At 70.8% G+C, this 21077-nt stretch carries 21 protein-coding genes; 12 read left to right on the top strand and 9 right to left on the bottom strand.

What is annotated here, in order from left to right:
* Positions 1–155 precede the first annotated feature (155 nt).
* Both ABZU43_RS14695 and ABZU43_RS14690 read left to right on the top strand, forming a co-directional pair.
* Positions 156–2174, top strand: coding sequence for a beta-galactosidase (locus ABZU43_RS14695; protein ID WP_355007031.1), 2019 nt, complete (start codon positions 156–158; stop codon positions 2172–2174).
* Between the two features lies 1 nt (position 2175).
* Positions 2176–2952, top strand: a complete 777-nt coding sequence (locus ABZU43_RS14690) for a DeoR/GlpR family DNA-binding transcription regulator (protein ID WP_355007030.1) — start codon at positions 2176–2178, stop codon at positions 2950–2952.
* A 154-nt stretch (positions 2953–3106) separates the two neighbouring features.
* Here the strand turns inward: ABZU43_RS14690 and ABZU43_RS14685 are convergent, their stop codons facing one another.
* Positions 3107–3367, bottom strand: coding sequence for a hypothetical protein (locus tag ABZU43_RS14685; protein WP_355007084.1), 261 nt, complete (start codon positions 3365–3367; stop codon positions 3107–3109).
* A gap of 86 nt (positions 3368–3453) precedes the next feature.
* A complete protein-coding gene (locus tag ABZU43_RS14680; RefSeq protein ID WP_355007029.1) occupies positions 3454–3726 on the bottom strand; it encodes a DivIVA domain-containing protein in 273 nt (90 codons plus the stop codon).
* Positions 3727–4056: 330 nt separating this feature from the next.
* Between ABZU43_RS14680 and ABZU43_RS14675 the strand changes: the two genes are divergently transcribed.
* The 3 genes from ABZU43_RS14675 (at position 4057) to ABZU43_RS14665 (ending at position 6508) form a co-directional block, all read left to right on the top strand.
* Positions 4057–4920, top strand: a complete 864-nt coding sequence (locus tag ABZU43_RS14675; protein WP_355007028.1) for a helix-turn-helix transcriptional regulator — start codon at positions 4057–4059, stop codon at positions 4918–4920.
* Positions 4917–5138, top strand: a complete 222-nt coding sequence (locus tag ABZU43_RS14670; protein WP_355007027.1) for a DUF397 domain-containing protein — start codon at positions 4917–4919, stop codon at positions 5136–5138. The genes ABZU43_RS14675 and ABZU43_RS14670 overlap by 4 nt, the downstream gene beginning before the upstream one ends.
* 395 nt (positions 5139–5533) lie before the next feature.
* On the top strand, positions 5534–6508 hold the full coding sequence (locus ABZU43_RS14665) for a sporulation protein (RefSeq protein ID WP_355007026.1): 975 nt from the start codon (positions 5534–5536) through the stop codon (positions 6506–6508).
* Positions 6509–6575: 67 nt separating this feature from the next.
* Here the strand turns inward: ABZU43_RS14665 and ABZU43_RS14660 are convergent, their stop codons facing one another.
* Together ABZU43_RS14660 and ABZU43_RS14655 are read right to left on the bottom strand one after the other, a co-directional pair.
* Complete coding sequence (locus tag ABZU43_RS14660) at positions 6576–6953, bottom strand: hypothetical protein (RefSeq protein ID WP_145784774.1); 378 nt, start codon at positions 6951–6953, stop codon at positions 6576–6578.
* A 178-nt stretch (positions 6954–7131) separates the two neighbouring features.
* On the bottom strand, positions 7132–9174 hold the full coding sequence (locus ABZU43_RS14655; protein WP_355007025.1) for a glycerophosphodiester phosphodiesterase family protein: 2043 nt from the start codon (positions 9172–9174) through the stop codon (positions 7132–7134).
* 191 nt (positions 9175–9365) lie between these two features.
* On the opposite strand from ABZU43_RS14655, the gene ABZU43_RS14650 reads away from it, so the two are divergent.
* On the top strand, positions 9366–9785 hold the full coding sequence (locus tag ABZU43_RS14650; protein WP_355007024.1) for a hypothetical protein: 420 nt from the start codon (positions 9366–9368) through the stop codon (positions 9783–9785).
* 85 nt (positions 9786–9870) lie between these two features.
* Here the strand turns inward: ABZU43_RS14650 and ABZU43_RS14645 are convergent, their stop codons facing one another.
* Entirely contained in the window at positions 9871–12183 is a 2313-nt protein-coding gene (locus ABZU43_RS14645; protein WP_355007023.1) for an ATP-binding domain-containing protein, read from the bottom strand.
* A 146-nt stretch (positions 12184–12329) separates the two neighbouring features.
* Between ABZU43_RS14645 and ABZU43_RS14640 the strand changes: the two genes are divergently transcribed.
* Entirely contained in the window at positions 12330–12956 is a 627-nt protein-coding gene (locus tag ABZU43_RS14640; protein ID WP_355007022.1) for an SGNH/GDSL hydrolase family protein, read from the top strand.
* 67 nt (positions 12957–13023) lie between these two features.
* Here the strand turns inward: ABZU43_RS14640 and ABZU43_RS14635 are convergent, their stop codons facing one another.
* Positions 13024–14151, bottom strand: a complete 1128-nt coding sequence (locus tag ABZU43_RS14635) for a hypothetical protein (protein WP_355007021.1) — start codon at positions 14149–14151, stop codon at positions 13024–13026.
* A 95-nt stretch (positions 14152–14246) separates the two neighbouring features.
* Between ABZU43_RS14635 and ABZU43_RS14630 the strand changes: the two genes are divergently transcribed.
* On the top strand, positions 14247–14903 hold the full coding sequence (locus ABZU43_RS14630; RefSeq protein WP_355007020.1) for a response regulator transcription factor: 657 nt from the start codon (positions 14247–14249) through the stop codon (positions 14901–14903).
* Positions 14904–14977: 74 nt separating this feature from the next.
* A complete protein-coding gene (locus tag ABZU43_RS14625; protein WP_355007083.1) occupies positions 14978–16402 on the top strand; it encodes an ATP-binding protein in 1425 nt (474 codons plus the stop codon).
* Between the two features lie 400 nt (positions 16403–16802).
* Here ABZU43_RS14625 and ABZU43_RS14620 read toward each other — a convergent pair whose 3' ends face one another.
* Both ABZU43_RS14620 and ABZU43_RS14615 read right to left on the bottom strand, forming a co-directional pair.
* Entirely contained in the window at positions 16803–18449 is a 1647-nt protein-coding gene (locus ABZU43_RS14620; protein WP_355007019.1) for a tetratricopeptide repeat protein, read from the bottom strand.
* 57 nt (positions 18450–18506) lie between these two features.
* Positions 18507–18968: a MarR family transcriptional regulator gene (locus ABZU43_RS14615; protein ID WP_355007018.1), complete on the bottom strand. Its 462-nt coding sequence runs from the start codon at positions 18966–18968 to the stop codon at positions 18507–18509.
* 49 nt (positions 18969–19017) lie between these two features.
* Here ABZU43_RS14615 and ABZU43_RS14610 point away from each other — a divergent pair, with 49 nt between their 5' ends.
* Both ABZU43_RS14610 and ABZU43_RS14605 read left to right on the top strand, forming a co-directional pair.
* On the top strand, positions 19018–19539 hold the full coding sequence (locus ABZU43_RS14610) for a VOC family protein (protein ID WP_355007017.1): 522 nt from the start codon (positions 19018–19020) through the stop codon (positions 19537–19539).
* A 24-nt stretch (positions 19540–19563) separates the two neighbouring features.
* Complete coding sequence (locus ABZU43_RS14605; RefSeq protein ID WP_355007016.1) at positions 19564–20448, top strand: hypothetical protein; 885 nt, start codon at positions 19564–19566, stop codon at positions 20446–20448.
* A gap of 80 nt (positions 20449–20528) precedes the next feature.
* Here ABZU43_RS14605 and ABZU43_RS14600 read toward each other — a convergent pair whose 3' ends face one another.
* Positions 20529–20708 (bottom strand): DUF4236 domain-containing protein, encoded by a 180-nt coding sequence (locus tag ABZU43_RS14600; protein ID WP_030333600.1) that lies wholly within the window; start codon positions 20706–20708, stop codon positions 20529–20531.
* Positions 20709–20956: 248 nt separating this feature from the next.
* Between ABZU43_RS14600 and ABZU43_RS14595 the strand changes: the two genes are divergently transcribed.
* A complete protein-coding gene (locus tag ABZU43_RS14595) occupies positions 20957–21034 on the top strand; it encodes a putative leader peptide (RefSeq protein ID WP_349881247.1) in 78 nt (25 codons plus the stop codon).
* The last annotated feature ends 43 nt before the right edge of the window (positions 21035–21077 follow it).

Below are 21077 nucleotides of genomic sequence, written 5' to 3'. Positions count from 1 at the left end.
GGCCTCAAGTTACCCTGCGGTCGGGCGCTGTCAAGAGGGCTGTTCGCCTCTGATAACCCAGTCGTGACACGGCCGTTACCTGGTAAACGTTGGAAAGAAGCTCGATGTTGGAACCTGTTGACTTCGGTGGTCTGGCGGGTGCACCCTCAGCTGTCATGCGGCGATGGCAGGGTGACAGCATCTATTTCGGCGGCGACTACAACCCCGAGCAGTGGCCCGAGGAAACCTGGTCCGAGGACGTCGACCTGATGCGCCGGGCCGGGGTCAACCTGGTCTCCGTCGGCATCTTCTCCTGGGCGTTGCTGGAGCCCACCCCGGGGCGGTTCGAGTTCGGCTGGCTGGACCGGGTGCTGGATCTGCTGCACGACGGTGGCATCCAGGTCGACCTGGCCACCGCCACGGCCAGCTCGCCGCCGTGGTTGGCCCACGCGCACCCGGAGACGCTGCCCCGCCGGGCCGACGGCGCGATCCTCTGGCCGGGGGGACGGCAGGCGTACTGCCCCAGTTCACCGGTGTTCCGCGAGCGGTCGCTGGAGCTGGTACGCGCGGTCGCCGGCCGGTACGCCGAGCACCCCGCCGTGGTCATGTGGCACGTCTCCAACGAGCTGGGCTGCCACAACGTGCACTGCTACTGCGATGTGAGCGCCGAGGCGTTCCGTGTCTGGCTGCGCGAGCGCTACGGCGACCTGGACCGGCTCAACGATGCCTGGGGCACGGCGTTCTGGAGTCAGCGCTACGGCGACTGGGCAGAGATCAACCCGCCGCGTGCCGCGCTGACCTTCGCGAACCCGACGCAGCAGCTGGACTTCCTGCGGTTCTCCTCCGACGAGCAGCGCGCCCAGCTGCGCGCCGAGCGGGAGGTGTTGCAGACGCTGGTCCGACAGCCGATCACCACCAACTTCATGATCGGCCTCGGCGTCAAACACATGGACTACCACTCCTGGGCGTCCGACGTGGACCTCGTCTCCAACGACCACTACCTGACCGCCGCCGACCCGCAGGCGCACCTCGGGCTGGCGCTCGCCGCCGACCACACCCGGGGCGTCGCCGGCGGCGACCCGTGGCTGCTGATGGAGCACTCCACCAGCGCTGTCAACTGGCAGCCCCGCAACGTTGCCAAGCTGCCCGGGCAGATGCGCCGCAACAGCCTCGCGCACGTCGCCCGCGGTGCCGACGGGGTGCTCTTCTTCCAGTGGCGCGCCTCCCGGGCCGGGGCGGAGAAGTTCCACTCCGCGCTGGTCCCGCACGCCGGGCCGGACACCAAGGTGTTCCGCGAGGTCTGCCAGCTCGGCGCGGACCTCAAGGCCCTCGCCGAGGTGCGCGGCAGCCGGGTGGACGCCGACGTGGCGATCCTGTTCGACTGGGAGGCGTGGTGGGGTGTCGAGCTGGATTCGCACCCCAGCGCCGACGTCACCTACGCCGACCGGCTGAACGCCCTCTACGGCTCGCTCTGGCGTGCCGGTGTGACGGCCGACATCGTCCACCCGTCGACCGACCTCAACGGCTACCGGCTGGTCCTGGTACCGACCCTCTACCTCGTCCGGGACGCCGACGTCGCCGCGCTGCACCGATTTGTCGATGCCGGTGGCACGGCGGCCGTCACCTACTTCAGTGGCATCGTCGACGTCGACGACCACATCCGGCTGGGCGGCTACCCGGGCGCGTTCCGGGAGTTGCTCGGCGTCCGGACCGAGGAGTTCTTCCCGCTGCGTGAGGGTGAGCAGGTCCACCTCGACGACGGCAGCACCGCCGACGTGTGGACCGAGTGGGTGCACCCGGACGGCGCCGACGTGCTCGCCTCGTACACCGATGGGCCCTTGCCGGGCGTGCCGGCGCTGACCCGGCACCGGGTGGGCGACGGCGCCGCCTGGTACGTCGGCACCCGGCTGGACGAGCCGGCCACCGACCGGTTGGTGGCCCGGCTGCTCGCGGAGGCCGACGTCCGCCCGGCGGCGTCGGCGCCCTCGGGCGTCGAGGTGGTCCGCCGCCGCGACGCCGACCGGACCTGGCTGTTCGCGATCAACCACACCGACACCGAGGTACGCCTACCGGCGCGCGGCGTCGAGCTGTTGACCGGGGGATACTGCGCCGGTGAGCTGGCACTGCCGGCCGGTGAGGTGGCGGTCGTCCGTGAGGATCGGGCGGATGCCTTCGCTGTGAAGGAGGTTCCCTGAGTTGCTCGCCCAACAACGGCAGACCGCCATCCTCGATCTGATCCGCCAACGTGGCGGGGTGCGGGTGAGTCACCTGGTCAGTCGGTTCGGCGTCTCCGACATGACGATCCGACGCGACCTGGAGGTGTTGGCCGACCGGGGCCTGGTGGACAAGGTTCACGGCGGCGCGACCCTCGCCGGACCCGGCTCGGCCGAGGAACCCGGCTTCGCCGCGAAGTCGATCCGCCAGCAGGCGGAGAAGCGGGCCATCGCCGAGCGGGCGGCGACAATGGTGGAGCCGGGAATGGCCATCGCGCTCTCCGCGGGCACCACCACCGCCGCGCTCGCCACGCTCCTCTCCGACGTACGCGGGTTGACAGTGGTGACGAACTCGATCCCGGTGGCCGACGCGCTCTACCAGAACCCGCGCGCCGACCAGACCGTCGTGCTGACAGGTGGCATCCGCACCCCGTCGGACGCGCTGACCGGGCCGGTGGCCGAGGCGGCGATCAGCGCCCTCAACGTCGACCTGCTCTTCCTCGGTGTGCACGGCCTCAGCCCACGGACCGGCTTCACCACGCCCAACCTGCTGGAGGCCGGGGTCAACCGCTGCCTGATCGGTGCCGCGCGTCGACTCGTGGTGCTCGCCGACCACACCAAGTGGGAGACGATCGGCATCGCCACCATCGCCCCACTGGAGGCCGCCGACGTGCTGATCACCGACCGTGGGCTGCCCACAGAGGCCCGCACCACGATCGGCGAACAGGTCGGCGAGTTGGTGATCGTGGAACCTGACTAGCGCGGACCATGCGCCTCGGCGGAGAAGAGCAACTACATGGCGCCCACCCCAGCCCAGGACCCGAACAAGGGAGCACAGCCTCGATCGCGGTGAAGGTGCCGCGACGGTCAGGGTGCCGCAGCGAGCACGGCTGGACGTGCCCGTCTCCCCGTCTTCACCGCCCAGACTGTAGATCGACCTGTGAACCGCCGTCAGGCAGGCAGACGCCGACGTGGTCGGCCTGCCGAGCACAGCGGCGGCGACCGGGCATGAGCCGGTCGCAGAAGACCCAATGTCGTACGTGCTGCGCGTCCTCGGCCGAGACGGTGGTGCCGCCGAGGTCGACCTGCGGCGTGGAGGCCAGCGAACGGGCCAGCGTCCGCGCCAGGTCCAATGCCTCGGCCAGGTCGGTGACCGCCACCGGCAGGTGGATCACATGCCGAGGCCTCTGCGGGTACGTCTCGACGGCGAACCGCGGCAACGGCGTGAAGAGCCCGCTGTACTGATGCTCCCAGCCCGGGCTCACGGCTGACCCCGCTCGGACCAGGCGCTCTGCCAGTCGCGCAGCGCCCGCTTCACCCGGGCGTTCTCCTCGCTGAGCCGAGCGACATCGTGGTGCAACGTCGCAAGGTCGAGCGCGACGCGGTGCAGGAACCGTCGTACCTCCCCGGGGTCCAGGCCTCGCCGGCCGAAACCGACGACGGTGAAGTGCCGGTCGCGGACCTGGCTCGGGTGCAGCCGAGCCAGCCGGACGCTGCCGTGGAGCGTGCCGTCGTAGATCGTCCCTCGGGTCATTCATCACCTCGCGCGTCGTCGACCAATGGGCGGGTCAGGGTCGCGAAGGGCCCTTTGCCGTGGTAGTTATTCGTTCAAGTCGGTTCGGAGCCGGGATTCGCACATCCCGACGCTCTAGTTGAGACCCGACGAGAGCCGGTATGCGGATGCCACTCGCGAGGCCGTCTCTCGTTACCTTCTCGGCTGTTGGCACAGCCGCGGTTGCCGTGTTTGCACCGGGCGTCCCCGGGGGCCGGTGATCACCCTCACCCGAAGGCCACATTTCCAGTGGCTCGGAACTGGAGCAATGGTTCCTGCGTGGGCGTCGCCAACATATTTGAGAGGTGGATCATGCCGCACAAGCCGTTCATCCGAACCTTGCGTGCGCAGTGGCTGGGTCAGCAATTGCGGACCCTGCGGGAGGAGCGGGGGATGACGCTCAAGTTGGTCGCCGAGCATCTGCAACGAGACATGTCCGCGCTCGGTCGGTACGAGCGCGCGGACTGGCCGATTCGCAAGGGTGATGTGATCGCGTTGCTGGATCTCTACGGATTCCACCACGCAACCGAGCGGGCCCGCCTCCTGGCACTTGCCGAGGAGGTATGGCGCACCGACCGGTGGGACGAGGACTACGGCGACGTCGTGGACGCCTCCTTCATCGAATATCCCTGGTTGGAGGGTCGCGCGGAGCAGGTTTGCTGCTTCCACCTCACACTGGTTCCAGGGCTACTTCAAACCCGCGAGTACGCCGAGGCCTTGATTCGTAACGCAGCAGAGCCGGGAGTTACCGAAGGCACGATCAACCGTTGGGTGGAACTTCGGATGAGCCGTCAAGAGGTCCTGAGGCGGCGGCGCCCACTCAGGATCTCGGCGGTGATCGACGAGGGTGCGCTGCGTCGGATGGTCGGTGGGCCGGAGGTGCGGGGGCGACAGCTACACCACCTGGCGCAGGCGCAGCGAATGAACAACGTGGCAATCAGAGTCATGCCGTTCGACGTGGGCCTGCATCAGGGGCTCGACGGTACGTTCTGGATATTCCGTCTGCCGGAGCCGTATCCTGCGGTGGCCTACGTGGAGTCTCTGGGAGGGCGGCTCTACCTGGAGTGGCCGAAGGCTGAGCGCTTTGTTCGTGCCTATGGTCGTCTGCTGGACTCATCGCTCACCGAGAGCGAATCAACGAAGTTGATCACGAGCATCGCGGAGGAATTGTCATGAACGAGAGCATTCCCGATGTCGCCTGGCACATCAGCAGCAAGAGTGACAGCAACGGTGGGAGCTGTGTCGAGGCGGGGCCGGTGCTGGACGGGTCTGGTCGGGTGGCGGTGCGCGACAGCAAGGATCGCGCGGCGGCAACCCTCGTCTACAGCGCCGACCGATGGACCGCGTTCGTCGCCGAGGTGAAGGACGGCGCGTTCGCACGCACCCAGCCCTGATCGACTCGGCTTCCTGCAAACCGGGGTAACCCGGTCGCCAGGCCACCCCGCTTCCCAGGAAGCCGAGTCGATCTATTTGGTGATCAAGAGGTTTGCGTCATTCTGCGCGTGATTGTTGACGGAAACCTCTTGATCGACAGGGGTCGGCGGGTGGCTGGCGGGGTAAGGCGGGTGGCCGAGCGCCTGATTCGTCTGCGACATCAGCTCCAAAGGCTCACCAACTGACGTCCGCTCCCCGCCGACGCCGAACAAAGGCGGACATCGATCAAGCGCCGCCAGCGGGGCGACCCATCGCGTGGCGCTTCACAGCCACCTCACAGGGGTGCCGGATAGGGTGCCGTTCGAGTCAACGTCCGACTCCAACCTGGAGCGGTCGGCGTCGCACAGGAGTTCCGATGGTCTTCAAGAAGATGTTGAGCGCGTTCGGTGTGGGCGGTCCCAGCGTGGACACCGTGCTGACCAACCCCAACACCCGGCCCGGCCTGACCCTCGACGGGCAGGTCAACCTCGTCGGCGGCGACGCTGAGGCAGCCATCGAGCAGGTGGTGATCGGCCTGGTCACCCGCGTCGAGGTCGAGGGACACGACACCGAGTACGCGGGCACCATGGAGTTCCACCGCATGGCGGTCAGCGGTGCGCTCCAGCTCGCCCCGAAGCAGCAGCTCTCGATCCCGTTCCAGTTGCCGGTGCCGTGGGAGACCCCGATCACCGACGTGTACGGCCAGCGCCTGCACGGCATGACGATGGGTCTGCGCACCGAGTTGGCGATCGCTCGCGCCGTGGACAAGAGCGACCTGGACCAGGTGGCGGTGCATCCGCTGCCGGTGCACGAGCGGATCCTGGAGGCGTTCCAGCGGCTCGGCTTCCGGTTCAAGCACGCCGACCTGGAGCGTGGGCACATCCGGGGCGTGCAGCAGACGCTGCCGTTCTACCAGGAGATCGAGTTCTTCGCCTCCCCGCAGTACGCGAGCACCATCAACGAGGTCGAGCTGACCTTCGTGACCAGCCAGCGCGGTGTGGAGGTCATCCTGGAGTGCGACAAGCGCGGTGGGTTCCTCAGCGCCGGGCACGACGCGTTCGGCCGCTACCAGGTGGCGCACACCGACGCTGACCGGGTGGACTGGGCGCAGGTCGTCGACGGTTGGCTGCGCGAGACCACGTCCCGCTACGGCAGCCTGCGCTCCCAGTACGGCCCGAGCCACGGATACGGCCCCGGCCACGGCCACGGGCGCGGTCACGGCCGCGGCGGGATGGGCGTGGGTGGCGTGGTGGCCGGCGCGGCGCTCGGTGTCGCCGGCGGCATGATCGCCGGCGAGATGATGGAGGACGCGTTCGAGGGCGACTTCGGCGACTTCGGCGGCGACGAGTAACGGGTCCACACACGACGACAGTGGCCTCCGGGAGAGTCTCCCGGAGGCCACTGTGAGCTAAGGCCGGTCAGTGCCGGGCCTTGCGCTCCTCGCTACTGCGGTGGTTGCTGCCGGCCTTGGCCAGGCCCCGGCTACCGAGGTAGCCAAGCGTCAGCAGGGTGATCAGGAACCAGGCGTTGTCGGCCCGGAAGATGTCCACCCCAGCGGAGTTCTGCCCGACGACCTGCGACGCGCCCAGTACGGCGGCCACCGCGATCAGGTAGATCCAGAACTCGGTGGTCTTGAACGCCTGCTTGGTCTCCGTACCGGGTGCCTGCATGTCGTTGCGGCGCCCGTCATGCATGACCGGCATCTGCTGGGTCTGCATGTCCCGCATCTGAGCGGGGTTCTGCGGGTCGTTCATGGGCCGGTTCATCGGCCGGGTGGAAGCAGCCTGCGTGCTCATCTGGTCCTCCTCAGGATGCGATGAGTCGTACCTGCATTCCCTCGCCCCGCTACCGCGTTTCGGCCACGGCACGGTTCGCTTTCGTGGCGGGGACAACCCCCGACTACCCGAGGCCCCGGAGCAGGTAACACCGATCGCCGGCCGGAAAAATCCGGCCGGCGATCGGATGGTCGGCAGGTCAGCGCAGGCCGTTGCGCATCGCCACGCTCACCAGAAGGCCCGGGTCGTCGGTGATGATGCCGTCCACGCCCAGGTCGATGACCCGCTGCATCACGGTGGCGTCATCGACGGTGTACGGGATCACCTTCAGTTTGTCGCGCGTCTGAAGGGTCCGGACGTCCGGTCCGTGGAAGTATGCCGGGTTCTCCCGCAGGTACCAGTCGGCCGAGGCGACAGTGCCCTGCTTCGGGTCGTGCACCTGCCAGTTGGCGGAGACCGTGCCAGCGCCCGCGGCCCGGGTCAGCTTGCCGAGGTCCTGGTACTTCCACCAGTCCAGCCCACCGGTCCAGGGGCTCTTCACCGACGGGTTGCCGTAGACCGCCTCCAGCGAGCACTCGTCGGCGAGCGTCGCGCACTCGGCCGGGCCGTACTGCCAGACCAGGCCGACGGTGCCGATCCGCCGGTCGAGCTGCCGGGCGTACGTGATGGTGCGCCAGTCGAACGACTGGATGGTGGCCCGGCTGGTGAAGCCGGCCCGCTGGATCGCGTCGACGAGCTTGCGGGTGAAGCTGCGGTACGGCTCGGTGTCGTTCACCACCGGGCTGATCTTCGTCTCGATGTTCATGCCGATGTCGGTACGGCCACTCGCCTTCACCAGGGCGAAAACCTCGTCGAGGGTGGGGATCCGGGCACCGGGAGCCGGCACCTGGGCGGGCAGCTCGGGCAGCGTCTTCGTGCCACAGTCCACTGTCTTGAGCTGCGCCAGGGTCAACTCGTGCACCGGCTTGCCCACGTACGGGAACGTCGGGTCACCGCGGCGCACCGGCTTGGTGTCGACGCAGTGCGACCCGTTGACGGTGCGGTCGTGCAGCACCACGAGCTTGCCGTCGGCCGTCACGTTGGTGTCCAGCTCCAGCGTGGAGATCGCCCGGTTGGACAGCGCGTTCGCGAACGCCGGCAGGGTGTTCTCCGGCCGGGTGGCCCGACCGCCCCGGTGCGCCTGGATGTCGAACGGCGCGGCGTACGCCTTCGGCAGCCGGTAGCCGCGCTGGGCCAGCACGCCCCGCAACCGGTCCGGGTAGTCGGTGATGAGGCCGTCCACACCGTCGTCGATCAGCTTGGTCATGGTCGGCACGTCGTCGACCGTCCACGGGATCACCTTGATCCCGTAGCGGTGCGCCTGGGCGACCATCTCCTTCGTGACGTACGGCGTGTAGCCCGGGTCGGTGACAGTGCCGTTCTGCGGCATGCCGTGCACCGGCGAGAAGGCGCTGGCGCCGAAGCTGCGGATCGCTGTGATCGGGTCGCCGCCGAAGTCGTCGATGTCCAGCCCGCCCAGCCACGGCGACGCGCCCGGCTGACCGGTCTGGAGGAAGTCGTAGTTGGTCAGCGCGACCAGCGGCAGCTTCGGCTCGACCTGACGCATGCGCATGAGCGCGCCCCAGTCGAAGCTCTGGATAATGACCTGCTTGAGCAGCCCGGCGGCGCGGATCTCGCCCGCGGTGACCCGGACGAACTGTTCGCGGGGGGCGGTCTCGGTCGGCGCGCCGGCCTCGACCTTGGTCTCGACGTTGAGCGTCACGTCCTTGGCCCGGTAGCGGTTGACCAACGCGAAGACCTCACGCAGCAGCGGCATCCGGGCACCGGGGACGGCGACCTGGCCGGGCTTGTCCGACAGCGTCTTCGACCCGCAGTCGAGCGAACGCACCTGGGCCAGGCTGAGCGTGTTGATGTACTTCCCGACGTACGGGAACTCCGGGTCGCCGGGCGTCACCGGAGCGGTGTCGACGCACTTGGTGCCGGTGACCTTCCGGTCGTGGGTGACGACGGCCTGACCGTCCTCGGTGATCTGCACGTCCAGTTCGAGGGTGCTCACCCCGAGCTGGAGGGCGTTGCCGAAGGAGGCGAGGGTGTTCTCCACCCGTAGCCCGAGGCCGCCCCGGTGGGCCTGCACGTCGAATGTCCGGTCCGGTCGTGGCTTCGCCTGAGCGGGCACCGCGAGCCCGGTCGTCACCGTCGCGGCCACCAGCGCCGCGACGGCGGTACGGCGTACTGTGCGCACGCTGTCATCCCCTCCTGCCGGCGGGCATCTCCCACCGGTCGCGGGACAGCATGGACATCTCGGGCTGCGGGCAGGCGGCCAGCGGACGGCGTGACGGTGAACCGCCGTGGACGACCTCCCGGTCACGCCGGGTTTGGTCGGCCGATGGTCGGGCACGCAGTCAGTTCCACAGCTTCTGCGAGGTGATGGACGTGCGTGAGGACGACATGCGGCAGGACGCCGCCCGCGAGGCCGAGGATCGGATCGCCGGCGGTGTGTACGGCAAGGGCGCCCTCGACGAGGTGACGGTGCCCCGCACCGATGTGGACAGTCAGATCCAGCGCGATGACCCGTTCGACCCGGCGAAGGAACGGATCGACCCACAGGTACTGCGCGACGGTGGCCCCGTCGGCGGGCAGGGCGCGGTGACCACCACCGGTGGCACTGCCGGGCCGGCGAGCGTACGGCGGGTGGCCCGGCAGCCGGAGCGACATCCGGGCACTGTCGCACCGACGACCACCGGCGATGCCACCACCGGCGGCCTGAGCACCCCGATGGGCGGCGGCACCAGCGACCAGTCCACGTCGGCGACCGCCCCAGCAAAGTCCATCAGAGACAAATCAACCGACTAACCCACCCACCGCCCCCCTTGGCGGCGTGATCATGAGGTTGACGTGGCTGTGGATGATCACAGTCCACGTCAACCTCATGATCGACTCAGCGGGCGGGGGTGGGGGTTGGGGTGGGGCGGAGGACGCCTAGGCGTTGGGTGGCGCGGGTCAGGGCCACGTAGAGGTCGCTGCGTCCGCGGGGGGACTCGGCCACCATCCGGTCCGGGTCGACCACCAGCACCGAGTCGAACTCCAACCCCTTGGCCTGGGCGACTGTCAACACCACCACCCGGCTCTCCAGCTCCGGATGCTCGCCGACGGCTGCCTCCGGCAGGGCAGCGGTCACCGCCGCCCCCAACTCAGCCACCAGGCCGGCCGGCACGAGCACCCCGAGCCGCCCCTCGCTCAGCCCGGCCGCCTCCCGGGTGGCCTCGGCGACCAGCTCCGCCGCCAACCGACCGTCGGGGACCGCCCGGTCCCACGGCGGTACGCCGCTCTCCCGCACCGAGCGCGGCGGCCGCAGTGCCGGGTCGATCTCGGCCAGTACGTCGGCGGCGACCGCCATGATCTCGGCGGGCGTGCGGTAGCTGACCGTCAGCTCGGTGAGCCGCCACCGCTGCTCGACGTACGGGGCGAGGGCGTCCGCCCACGACGGCGTGCCGCTCAGCGCGCCGGTCTGTGCCACATCGCCGACGATCGTCATCGACCGGCTCGGGCAGCGGCGCATCAGCAGCCGCCAGGCCATCGGCGAGAGCTCCTGCGCCTCGTCCACGATCACGTGGCCGAACGCCCAGGTGCGGTCGGCGGCGGCCCGCTGCGCGGTGGTCAGCCGGTCGGCCTCCTCCTGCCGCTCCAACAGTCGATCCGCGTCGATCAGGTCGGTCACGCCGAGGATCTCACCGCCCTCGGCCTCGTCCTCGACGTCGATCGAGCGGGAGCCCTTGGCGATTTCGAGCACGCCCTCGGCGTACTCCCGTTCCATCATCCGGATGCGGTCCCGCCGGGCGGCGGCGGCGCGTTCGTCTTCGCCGAGCAGTTCGGCGGCCTCGTCCAGCAGCGGGACGTCGGCCGGCGTCCAGCCACCGCGCTCGCGGCGCAGCAGCGCCCGCTCGTCCTCGCTGAGCATCGGCGCGGCGGCGGCGATCCGGTCCGGGTCGGCGTACAGATCGGCGAGCAGTTGCTGCGGGGTGAGCACCGGCCACAGCCGGTCCAGGGCGGCCTGGATCTCCGTCTCCTCGCGCAGCTCGCGACGGATCTCGGCGCGGTCCGCCTCGTCGAGGAGGTTGTCCCCGCCGAGCGGGTCGGCGCCGATCCGCTCGGCCACCTCATCGGCGAGCGCGTGCACGATCTCCACATCGAACAGCGCGCGGGCCAGGTTGTGCGGTCGGTCGGCGCGGCGGACCCGATCCCGGGCCGCGCGCACGATCTCCGGGTCGAGGGTCAGCGTCTCCCGCTCGACCTCGATCTCCAACGGCTCGTCCGGCACCCACTGCCGATCCCGTACGGCCAGCGCCAACACCTCGGCCAGCACCGCCCGGCCCTTGAGCGCCGCGGTCTCGGCCGGCTCGGTCCGTTGGGCGCTCACCCCGGGAAAGAGATCACCCTGGGTACGCAGCAGCACGCCGGTCTCGGCCAGGGTCGGCAGCACCTGGGAGATGTAGCGCAGGAAGGTCGCGTTCGGGCCGACCAGCAGCACGCCACGGCTGGAGAGTTCCCGCCGGTGCGTGTAGAGCAGGTACGCCGCCCGGTGCAGCGCGACAGCGGTCTTGCCGGTGCCGGGGCCGCCCTGGACCACCATCACGCCCGGCAGTTCCGCGCGGATGACCTCGTCCTGCTCGGCCTGGATGGTCTCGACGATGTCGCGCATCCGGCCGGTACGGCCCGCGTTGAGCGCGGCGAGCAGCGATGCCTCACCGGTCAGCTCCTCGTGGGCGCCGGGGGAGGCGGTGTCGATGTCGAGCACCTCGTCGTTGAACCCGGTCACCTTGCGCTGCCGGGTACGCAGGTGCCGGCGACGGCGTACGCCCTGCGGGTTCGCTGCGGTGGCGAGGTAGAACGGCCGGGCGGCGGGTGCCCGCCAGTCCATCAGCAGCGGATCGTAGTCACCACTGGTGTCGAAGATGCCGATCCGGCCGATGTAGCGGCGGGAGTCGTCGTCGCCGTCGAGACGGCCGAAGCAGAGCCCGTTCTCCACGGCGGAGAACTGCTCGACCTGATCGGCGTACATCGCTACCGAGCTGTCGCGCTGCGAGCGGTCCTGGAGGGGGCCGCCGGTGTTGTGCAGCTCGGCGGTGAGCCGGTGGGCGGCCTGCTGACGCAGTTGGTCCAGCCGGTTGTAGAGCATCGAGACGTACTCCTGCTCGCGACCGATCTCGTCGTCGAGCGGCAATTCGCCGGAACCGCCGGAGTGCCTTGACAAGCCGTCTCCCTAAAGATTAGAATCCTTTGCAGGAACGGCTTTTAGCCGTTCTTTTTTGTGCCTTCGAACTGTTGAAGATAGCGCGTTCCGCCGGTTCTCACCAAGCCGGACGGTCCGGCGCGCCGGTGATCGCGAGGTGACGGCAGATGATCCTGCGGACCGGCCAACGGGTGGTCTTCATCGGGGACAGCATCACCGATTGTGGTCGACGTGACGTCGCCGCGCCCTACGGCAGCGGATATGTGAGTCTCGTGCGGGCCCTGGTCGACGCGCGGCACCCGGAGTTGGAGCTGGAATGGGTCAACCGGGGTGTGGGCGGCGACACGGTGCGGGACCTGGCCGCCCGCTGGGACGACGACGCCATCGCCGAGCGCCCCGACTGGCTCGCGGTGCTGATCGGCATCAACGACATCTGGCGGCACTACGGTGACCGGCCCGATGAGGCCGTCGGCATCGAGGAGTACGAGCGCACGCTGCGCGACCTGCTGCGTCGGGCGGTCGACGCCACCGGCTGCCGACTGATCCTCGGTGACCCGTTCTTCATCGAGCCCGACCGGAGCGTCCCGCAACGCGCCGACACCGACCGGTACGCGGCGGTCATGGCGGGGCTGGCGACCGAGTTCGACGCGGTGCACGTGCCCAACCAGGCGGCGTTCGACCGGGTGCTGGCGGTGAGTCCGGCGACGCGTTGGGCCGACGACCGGGTCCACCCGTACCTGCCCGGCCACGCGGTCCTCGCCGACGCGTATCTCAGCGCCCTCGGCGTCGCCTGACCCGGGCTGACCCACAGCGAAGCGCCGGGCCGACCGTGAGGTCGACCCGGCGCGAACACCGCGGAGATCAGCCGCGCGCGGCCTCGTAGAGCCGCTCCGGAGTCACCGCTCCGGCGAGCACCCGGCCGTCGTCGGTGAGCAGCACGCTGAACAGCTTGCTGGTGAGGAGCCGACCGCTGCCCCAGTCACCACTGACCGCCGGCAGCCCGCCGAGCAGCTTCGACACGTCCAGGTCCGGCCCGGCTCCGGCCGGGGGAGTTGCCTGCTTCGGGGCGGGCTTCCGGTCGGCATCGGCCCCGTCGAGGCGGCCGACCAGCACTGTCGTCCAGCCGTCACCCACAGTGCGGACCTGCGGGTCACCCGCCGGCTCGACCTGACCGGGCTTGCCCGTCGGGCGCTCGGCCTTCTCCTCGTCGACAGTCACGCCGGGCGGCGGGTTGAAGCGGAACTGGTCGGCGTCCGGGCGGCGGTAGTCGACCTGGGTGAAGGCCACCTCGAACGCCGGCCGGTCGCTGCCCTTCGCGAGCACCTCGAAGCGCAGCGGCACGTGCTGCTTGGCGTCGATGGCGATCCGCAGCTGGTGCACCAGGGAGGCCTGGTCGCGCGGCTGGAGCACCAACTCGTACGCGTCCTGTCCGGCGACGGTCGCCGACCGGCCCACGCTGACCTCGGTGCTCGGGTCGATCGCGTTCAACGCCAGGTCGGCGGCCTGCTGCGGGGTGGACGGCAGGCTCGCTGCCGGTTCCGGGGCGGGCTTCCAGGCTCCGGCGTCGCCGCCCAGCGCGCGGTGGGTGGCGGTGTTGCTGCGGCTCTGCCACGTCCACAGGTCCTGGCCGTTGCGGATGATGTCCTGCTCGCCCAGCGTGTCCATCAGCGCGACCCGCTGCTTGTCCGGCCCGGAATACCACACCCGCAGGGTGTGGGTGCCGGTCAGCAGGGTGGTCAGCTCGTTGCCGGGAACCAGCCCGACGAGGGACGGCAGGCCGAGGTCGGCGCGTTGCACGACGGTCCCGGACAACCCCTCCAGCCGGGATGTCTGCAGGTCGACCAGGAGCTGAGCGGCGGTTCGGGGCGGCAGGCTCGGCTCGGCCTCGGCGGCGAACGTGCCGATCGCCGCGCCACCGCCGATGACGGCGACGGCCGCGGTGGCCGGAACCAGCCAGCGAAGGACGGGACGGCTTCTCAGGACGGACATGGTGGCACCTCCTGCGGCCATCTTGCCTCGTCCGTGCTGTGAACGCGCTGAGGACACCGAACCGCGCCGATTGACCCGGGTGGCACCCTTGAGCTGTGCGGGTGCTGGTGGTGGAGGACGAGGCCCGGTTGGCGGCTGCCCTGCAACGGGGTCTCCAGGCGGAGGGGTTCGCGGTGGACGTGGCGACGACCGGCCCGGCAGGCCTGGACGCGGCCCGGCACGGCGGGTACGACGCCATGATCCTCGACGTGATGCTGCCCGGCCTGTCCGGGTACGAGCTGGTCCGGCGGCTGCGCGCGGAACAGCACTGGCTGCCGGTGCTGATGCTCTCCGCCAAGGACGGCGAGTACGACCAGGCCGACGGCCTCGACTGCGGCGCCGACGACTACCTGACCAAACCCTTCTCGTACGTGGTGCTGCTGGCCCGGCTTCGGGCCCTGCTGCGTCGGGGCGCGCCGGAGCGCCCGACCGTCCTCGCCGTCGGTGACCTGCGGTTGGATCCGGCCCGCCGACGGGTGACCCGGGCGGACACCGAGGTGGCGCTGACCGCGCGGGAGTTCGCGTTGCTGGACTACCTGATGCGCCGGCCGGGTCAGGTCGTCTCCAAGGTCGAGTTGTTGGACCACGTCTGGGACGCCAGCCTGGAGACCGCGCCGAACGCCGTCGAGGTGTACGTCGGCTACCTGCGCCGCAAGCTCGGCCGGGATCGGCTGGAGACGGTCCGGGGTGCCGGGTACCGGCTGGCGACGTGACCGCCGACGGCCCGGCCACCACCCGTCGGGCCAGGCCCGGCTGGATGCCGGTCCTCGGGCTGCGCGGGCGACTCATGGCGATCGGTGTGGTCGGTCTCACCATCGGGCTGGCTGTGGGCGGGGTGGTGTTGCTCGGCGCGCTCGGCTTCGTGCTCCAGCGCACTGTCGACACCGAGGCGTTCCGCACCGCCGACGCGGTCGCCCTGCTCGCCGCCGAGGACGCGCTGCCCGACCCGCTGCCGGTGGCCGGCGGGCAGGTCCGCGTGCAGGTCGTCGACGGGCAGGGACGAATTCGAGCGGCCTCGATCGACGCCGACCGTCTGGTGCCGATGGTCCGCCCGGAGCGGCTGGACCGCGACGGTCGGCAGCGGCTTGAGGTGCCGGCCGAGCGGGTCGGGCTCGTCGGCCCGGTCCGGGTGGTCGCCGTACCCGCCGGCACCGCGGCCGACCCGCTCACCGTGCTGGTCGCCCGCTCGATGGCCGATGTGCGGCACAGCACCCACGTGGTCCGGACCATCCTGCTGGTGGCGTTCCCGCTGCTGGTGGCCGTGCTGGCCGGGGTGGCGTGGCGGGTGGTGGGGGCGACCCTGCGGCCGGTCGAGGCGTTACGTCGAGGTGCCGAGGAGATCACCGGGAGGGCCGGCGCCGGCCGGCTGCCGGTGCCGGCGTCGGCCGACGAGATCCACCGTCTGGCGGTCACCCTCAACGGCATGCTGGGCCGGCTGGAGTCCGCCCGCGTCCGGCAGCGGGCCTTCGTCTCCGACGCCGCGCACGAGCTGCGCAGCCCGTTGACCAACATTCGGACGGAGCTGGAGGTGGCCCAGCACCTCGCCGACCGGACGGACTGGACGGCGGTGACGGCCAACCTGCTCGCCGACACCGAGCGGTTGAGCCGCCTGGTCGACGATCTCCTGCTGCTGGCCCGCCTGGACGAGACTCCGCCGACCCGGGGGACCGGCCCGGTGGAGCTGGGCGCGTTGCTGACCGAGGTTGCCGCCCGCTACCCGTCGCCGCCGGTGCGGGTGACGCCGCCGACGGGCCCGCTCTGGACGATCGGCACCGTCGAGGAGTTGCGTCGCGTGCTGGCCAACCTGGTCGACAACGCGGTACGGCACGCGCACGGCAGCGTCGTGCTCGCGGCCGAGGCGATGTCGCTGGGCGAGGCGATGTCGCTGGGGGAGGCGATGTCGCTGACCGGCGCGATGTCGACGGCGGGGGCGGGGCTCGGGCCCGGCGTCGGGGCGTACCACCTGGTGACGGTGACCGACGACGGCCCGGGGATCGCGGTGGCGGACCGGGAGCGGGTCTTCGACCGGTTCACCCGGCTGGACGACGGACGGGCCCGCGACGACGGGGGCGCTGGCCTGGGGCTGGCCATCGTCCGGGAGCTGGTCCGACGCGCGGGCGGCAGCATCACCCTGACCGACGCGCCGGAGCAGCGAGGACTACGGGTGTGCCTGCTGCTGCCAGCGTTGCCGGCCGAGGACGGCCACAGGTAGACGGTCCGTGACGGCGTCCTCCCCCCAACCGCCCACCGATGCCCCTTTGCTCTGCACCCGCGGATGCGACAGCTACGCAACGTGATCATCGCCGACGCGTGTTGTAGCGGCAGTCGCGACGTTTCAGCTGCTCATCCGAAGTGGTGCATATAGGTAAGCAGAGCAAAGCCTGGGCCGGAGTTGTGGGCGGGGCGTCGGGTGTGACGGCGTGTCACGGCGGGTTCGCCAACGGGTAGCCAACACGCTGAGTGAGGTCTGCGGGGCATAGCCGGCGGGGCAGTGGCGGGCAGGGCAGTGGCGGGTGTGGCGGGCGTGGCGTGGCGGGCGGGGCGTGGCGAGCGGGGCGTGGCGGGCGGGGCGTGGTTTGCGGGGCGTGGCTTGCGGGGCTGAGGCTGGCGGGTCAGCGGCGGCGGGTGCAGACCTGCTTGGAACGGGCCACGGTGTCGGTGGACCAGGCGACCGCGACGGTGAAGCAGAAGTCGTTCGTGCGGTTGAGCGCGTAGATGACGAAGCTGGTGGTGCCGGCGGGCAGCGTCGCGAAGATGTTGTGGGCCTGGCCGGTGCGACCGCCCGCGATGACCACCGGGCCCTCGCCGCCAGCCGGGTAGGTCCAGTTCAGCGCGATGCTGTCCCGGGTGTCGCGCAGGGTCACCGCGCTGGGTGGGGTGCCGGGCGGGGCCGCGGCGGCAGCCGACGTGGGTGCCGTGCCGCCCGGGGCGGGCGCGGTGCTGGCCGGCGCGCTGGCGGTGGGGGAGGCGCTGGCCGGCGGCGGGGTCGGTTCGTCGTCGCCGTCGACGCGGGCCACCCCGGCGATCACCGCTGCCGCGCCGAGGAGCACCACGACCACACCGGCCACCAGCACCGGTACCAGCCGGTTGCGCCGCTCCGGCGGCGCGCGGTGCACGGGCACCGGCAGAAGCCGCGACGGCGTGTACGGCTCGACCTGCGAGTACGGGTCGGGCCGGGCGTACGGGTCGGGCCGGGCGTACGGGTCGGACGGTTGGTGCTGGTCGGACGGCGGGTTCGGGTCGTGTGACCCGTACGGGTCGGCGGTGCGGTGCAGCCGGTACACCCCGGGCTGCTCCTCGGTGCCGCCGGCCAACCCAACCACCGACGGGGGCACCGGAGGGTCGGTGGGGTGGGGTGAGGGGTCGTCCGCCGGTTCGGGCGACCATCTGCTGCCCGTCGATCCGACCGCCTCGTCGGAGGGCAGCCGGGGGTTCGGCACCGCCCCGGCGTGGTGGGTCGCGGCTGCCTGCGGGTGGTAGCCGGATTCGGCTGGCCCGTCGTCGTGCGGTGGGACGCGGGCGGCCGGCACGACCGGAGCGTCCCGAGCTGTGGGCGGGTTGTCGGCGCAGGCGTGGTCGGGATTGGCCGCCGCCCGGGCCAGTGCCGCCACCTGGGTGGCCAGCGGGTCGTCGGCGGGCAGGTGCTGCCGGCACAGCTCGCGGGCGAGCGCCAGGTTGTCGTGTGCCTCGGCGAACTGCCCGCAGTCGCGCTGCATGGCCCCGAGCCGCGCCAGCATCTTGATGCCGCTGGGGTGGCCGTCGCCGTACACCTCGCGGTGCAGCTCCCAGGCGTCCTGGAGGCGGTCGCGGGCCACAGCGCACTGGCCCCGCGCGTATTCGACGGTGGCCAGGTCGGCGTGCGCGGCGAGCACCCGCAGTGACTCCGGGCCGTCCTGTGCGGTCAGCTCGATGATGACTTCCTGGTAGAGCCGCGCCGCCCGGGAGTGGCTGCCGACCCGGTGCAGCACAGCGGCCAGAGTCGCCGCCGCGGCCACCGTGCGCGGGTCGGCGCGGCCGTGCAGGCGGGTGGTGGCCGCGTACGCGAAGGCGGCCCACCCCCGGGCCGAGTGCGGCTCGCCGAGGGCGATCAGCACCCGCGCCTGAAGGCTGGCCGCCTCGGCCAGCTCGGGCGTGGCGTTGGCCGGGCGGGGGTCGGCGTCGGTGAGCGCGTCGGACAGCAGTTGCTGTGCGCCGGCAAGATCGCCGGAGGACACGAGGTGGTGCGCCTGATCAGTCAGTTCACCGAAGCCGGAAGACACGCCCCATCGTGCTCATTCGACGACGGTAAGTACAAGACCCGCGCCGGTGTCGATTGGTCAGGATCCGGTCATATGCTCGGCCAGGGTCTCGCTGATCCGGCGGAGCTGATCGACCTGGGCGGGGCTCAACGCGTCGAACAGGTGTCGGCGTACCCCCTCGACATGGCCGGGTGCGGCGGCCGCGAGGGTGGCGAAACCCTCGTCGGTGAGTAGCGCGATCTGCCCGCGCCGGTCGGTGGGGCAGTCCTCGCGGCGCACCCAGCCGGCGGCCTCGAGTCGGGCCACGGCGTGCGAGAGCCGACTGCGGGACGACCCCGCTGCCTGCGCCAACTGGCTCATGCGCAGTTGACGACCGGGGGCCTCGGAGAGCTGGACCAGGATCTCGTAGTACGCGTGCGGCATGCCCGCGTCGCGTTGCAGCTCACGGTCGAGGGTGTCCATCAGCACTCGGGAGGCGGTGAGGTACGCGCGCCAGGTGCTCTGCTCGTCGGGGTCCAACCAGCGGGTCATGACCGCCATCATACCCCCGATAGTTGAAAGTTCAACTAAACCGCGCTAGTCTTGGGTCATGGGTATCCACCGGCTCAACCACGCGGTCCTCTACGTCAGTGACCTCGCCCGCAGCGTCGCGTTCTACAGCGACGTGCTGGGCTTCCGCCCGGTGGCGATGACCCCGGACGGCTTCCGGGGCGCCACCTTCCTCCAGGCCTCCGACTCCACCAACGACCACGACCTCGGGCTCTTCGAGATCGGCGCGGGCGCCGGTCGGTCGACCGCCGGTCGGTCCACCGTCGGCCTCTACCACCTCGCCTGGGAGGTGGACACGCTCGACGAGCTGGCCGCCACCGCCGAGCGGCTCGCCGCGGCCGGCGCGCTGGCCGGCACCTCCGACCACGGCACGACGAAGAGCCTCTACGGCAAGGACCCGGACGGCCTGGAGTTCGAGGTGGTCTGGCTGATCCCGGCCGACCTGCTCGACGACACCGCTCTGGCCGCCCGCAAGCAGATCGGTCGGCTCGACCTGAACGCCGAGCGGCAGCGTTACGGCGGGCAGACCCGGGGCGGGGTGGGGATCTCCGTCCCGGTCTGACCGCTCGTAGGGTAGAACGGACCGATGCCGACCGACCGGACCACTGATTTCCTCCGCGAGCTGCTGGTTCGCCAGTTGACGACCTGGCTGCCCGCAGCCCTGCACCGCTCCCGGCGGGCCACCGTCGCGCTCGCCGGGGTCGACGCGGCAGCCGCCGAGGCCGCGCTCCGGTTGGTCGGCGGGCACGGCGACCAGGTGCGCGGCCGGCAGGTGACGGTGCTGGTGCTGGCCGACGGCGCGCCGGAGCTGCCGACCCGGCTTGGCCCGATCGAGGCGGAGTTGCCCGCCGAGGTAACCGTGCACCTGCTGCCCGGCGACGCCTACCGGCTGCCGGTCGCGGTGAAGGCCGCCGGGGCGGCCGGCGCGCCGCTGTTCTCCTTCGTGGACCTGCCCGGTGCGGTGACGCCGAAGGTGCTCACCGCCGCGGCCAACGGCCGGACCGGTGAGCTGCTGCTGCACACCGGCGACAGCGCCCGAGACGTGCTCGCCTCCGCCGGATTTCCCCTGGTCGCCGAGGTGGCGCCGGTGCTGCCCGACGGCGAGGCTGCCGATGTCGTCGCGTTCGGCAGCCGCTCCGACCGGAGTCTGGAGGCGGTGCGCGACGCGCTCTGGGCGGTCGGCGTGCAGTTCGACCTGCGCTTCCGCGACCCACTCGACCCGACCGGCACGACTGTCGACGTGGTTGACGACCCCGACCTCGAACCGCTGGCCCACGAGTTGCTGGCCGAGCTGCGGGCGGGCGGGCCACAGCAGGTCACCGAGCTACGCCGGCACACCCTCACCGCGACCGTCTACCGTGCCGCCGACGCCAACCGCGCCCTCACCACCCTGCTCGACGCCGGCGTCCTGAGCCGCGACCGCGAAACGGGCCGCCTGGCCGGCGACGAAACCCTCAGAGCAACCCCCTAACCCCGGGACTGGGGTGGGGTGCGCAGACGCCGAGCGGGGTGCCGGTGAATCACCGGCACCCCGCTCGACTCCCGGGATGATTACGACCGGGACTTGTCCTGCTTCCAGGAGAGCGGACCCGGCAGGTCGACCCGGTGCGCACGGGCCTTGGAGTTCCAGGACCAGCGACCGATCTTGATGCTCCACGAGGAGAAGCCATTCTCGGTGAAGTTCAGGATGATCGGACCGTACTTCTTGCGCTTGCGAAACATGAGGCCCATCGGAGGTCTCCCCTCGTCACCGTTCCCTGCCGTGTCGAGATCGAACATTCCCGAACCGGCGACTTTTGAAACCCTCTCGCCGTCCGTCCTGGACAGTCGCCCAGCGGGCATCGCAATCTCTATCCAACAGATAGGTGTTGCAGCACGGTAAACGCTGGCCGGGGCGCTTCGTAACATCGGCAGCGATAGAAGTCTCATCTTCTGGAAGGCCGTTGACCGCTCGTTCCGATCCCGGGCAGCATGGGGTCATGTCGCAGCGGGATGAGCTTCTCCTCACCGCTCGTGTGCACGTCGACCTGGTCCGGCACGCGAGCGCGCTCTGTTGAGCTGACCGGTCCATCCGGCTCGGCTCCAGCGCCGCACTCCCAC

This window comes from Micromonospora sp. NPDC005205 (assembly GCF_040608275.1).
GTDB lineage: Bacteria > Actinomycetota > Actinomycetes > Mycobacteriales > Micromonosporaceae > Micromonospora.
This window is presented reverse-complemented; position numbering and strand designations above follow the sequence as displayed.